The organism is uncultured Campylobacter sp. (assembly GCF_938045405.1).
In the GTDB taxonomy this organism is placed as follows: domain Bacteria; phylum Campylobacterota; class Campylobacteria; order Campylobacterales; family Campylobacteraceae; genus Campylobacter_B.
Map to the genome: position 1 here is coordinate 1 of NZ_CALIMW010000256.1, position 1940 is coordinate 1940.

Consider the following 1940-nt stretch of genomic DNA (forward strand, 5'->3'; position numbering starts at 1 on the left):
ATACCGACTACGGCATTTTTTCTCTCTTTATAGTATTTCTTCTCGATAATAAAATTTCCTATCGTATCGCACAGATACTCCGAATGGTTAAACTGCATATAATTACCGTTAAATATAGCGAATTTATCAAGAAACAAAGTGCCTGTGACCTCTTCCTCACCACCGTCAACCCTAACTATCGGTCTGTCAAATCCAACGCTCGTATCGTTCAAATTTATTTTTAGATATTTCTTTGGATCGGTTTTTTTAGCCTTTAGCTCTTTTATCAGTATCTGCTCGGTCGTTTTTCCCTCTTGATAATATTTTTCTAACACTTCAAAACAATTCGATAAGTTTATATTTTCTAGTTCATAGTATGCAACCTCGTATCTACTAGACCAAAGACTACCGAAGGTTTTCAACCTATAAGCATCGATCATTTGGTATAATTTTACATTATTATCTAAATATGCTCCTCCCACTTTTTTATACAGCTCCTCTTTCGGCAAAATTCTGTTTTCTTTGAGGCAGTATCCTTGCTTGTATTTGTTATAGTCGGGGAGAGAAACGACGGCGAAGCCTCGTGAAGTGGAATAATCGGGGATGATGCGGATGAATGCGGCGCAGAGTATTATTATAAGAAGTAGCGTGCCTGCTAGGGCTTTAAATTTAATAGACCTGTAGAATTTCATATCAGTCCTTTTCTATCCATCCATTCGTTAGAGGCTAATTCTTTCGGACCAGGAGGAGTTTTCTTTCCCCACAAATAATAACTCAATATATCGGCGCCGTAATTGCCCTCTAAGTCTAATCTTAGATCAGTTTCTTTTTTGCCCATCTCTTATCCTTTTTCGGTTACATTCGTTAAGATAAAATTTCAACCAATCTTATCCACCGTGAATCCACATATCCAGTTCCTGTTCCGCCGGAGCTTTGATATCAAAATTTATATTTCCGCAATTATCGTATGAGAATTTACGTCTATAATGCTTCATATGAGTGTAAGCTAAGACTTCGTTAAAGTTTTCTAAATTCTCATATCCGCTTTTTATTGCCATTAAATTTTTAATAACATTATATTCAATGTAAAAACTTATATCATCGACATCAACATAATTCACAAAAAATTGATTTTCTTTTATTAAAAATGATTTTTCTAAAAACATTTTTCCACCATGAAGCGGATTTTTCTCTTCCGATAAGATAATAGGCTGTCTAAAGCCCAAAATTTCATCCTTATATACAAAATATTTTGATAGATCGGAGATATCTATTTGCGTCTTGTCTTTTATCTCATAATCAAAACTCTTTCTGTCGGTATTTTCAACTAAAAAATCAAACCAGTTTTCTTCATTAAAATCACCGATTAGATAGAGCTTGGAGATGCGCGCCGTATAAAAACTATGGCCGAAAATTTTTATATCGTGCTCATCGATAATGGTATTTCGCAGAACCTCATAGTCGTGATATCTTTTAAAATAATTTATAGCGGCATTTTGAAGTAGCTCTTCGTTGCTCAGAATTCTATTCTCTTTTAGACAATATCCCTTTTGATATTTGTAATAGCCAAAAATAGTAACTACGCAGGAGCCTTGCGAAGCGGAGTAATCCGGCACGATGCGGATAAACAGGGCGCAGAAAAGTAGTGCCGCGGCTAGGATTTTAAATTTAAGTTTGCGAAATTTCATAATGATCCTTTAAATGCCGCCAGCGAAGCAAACGCATACCTCGCCGTCCTGTGAAATTTATACCCTTGCTTTGCATCCATCGGTCTTAAGTCCCTTAAATTTTTTAATGAAATTAATATTAGAGAATTTAGCGCCTCTCTATATCTCTACCACCCAAATAATATTCTTCCAGCGGATAATTTATATTGCCGCAGTTATCAAATTTAAAACCTTTTCCAATACCGACTACGGCATTTTTTCTCTCTTTATAGTATTTCTTCTCGATAATAAAAT

Annotated in this window: 3 protein-coding genes; all 3 read right to left on the reverse strand. The window is 35.1% G+C overall.

All coding sequences use genetic code 11. The features are described 5' to 3' along the window. A partial coding sequence (locus Q0140_RS10825) for a hypothetical protein (protein ID WP_297964484.1) occupies nt 1–671 on the reverse strand: 671 nt, incomplete at its 3' end. Then, entirely contained in the window at nt 668–817 is a 150-nt protein-coding gene (locus tag Q0140_RS10830) for a hypothetical protein (RefSeq protein WP_297964486.1), read from the reverse strand. The genes Q0140_RS10825 and Q0140_RS10830, both read right to left, overlap by 4 nt. Nucleotides 818–866: 49 nt before the next feature. Continuing rightward, nucleotides 867–1667, reverse strand: a complete 801-nt coding sequence (locus Q0140_RS10835) for a hypothetical protein (protein ID WP_297964488.1) — start codon at nt 1665–1667, stop codon at nt 867–869. Between the last annotated feature and the right edge of the window lie 273 nt (nt 1668–1940).

Bases quoted from the DNA above. Each gene is read 5' to 3' on its own strand.
- Q0140_RS10835 (WP_297964488.1), bottom strand. From the start codon at position 1,667: ATGAAATTTCGCAAACTTAAATTTAAAATCCTAGCCGCGGCACTACTT.
- Q0140_RS10830 (WP_297964486.1), bottom strand. From the start codon at position 817: ATGGGCAAAAAAGAAACTGATCTAAGATTAGACTTAGAGGGCAATTAC.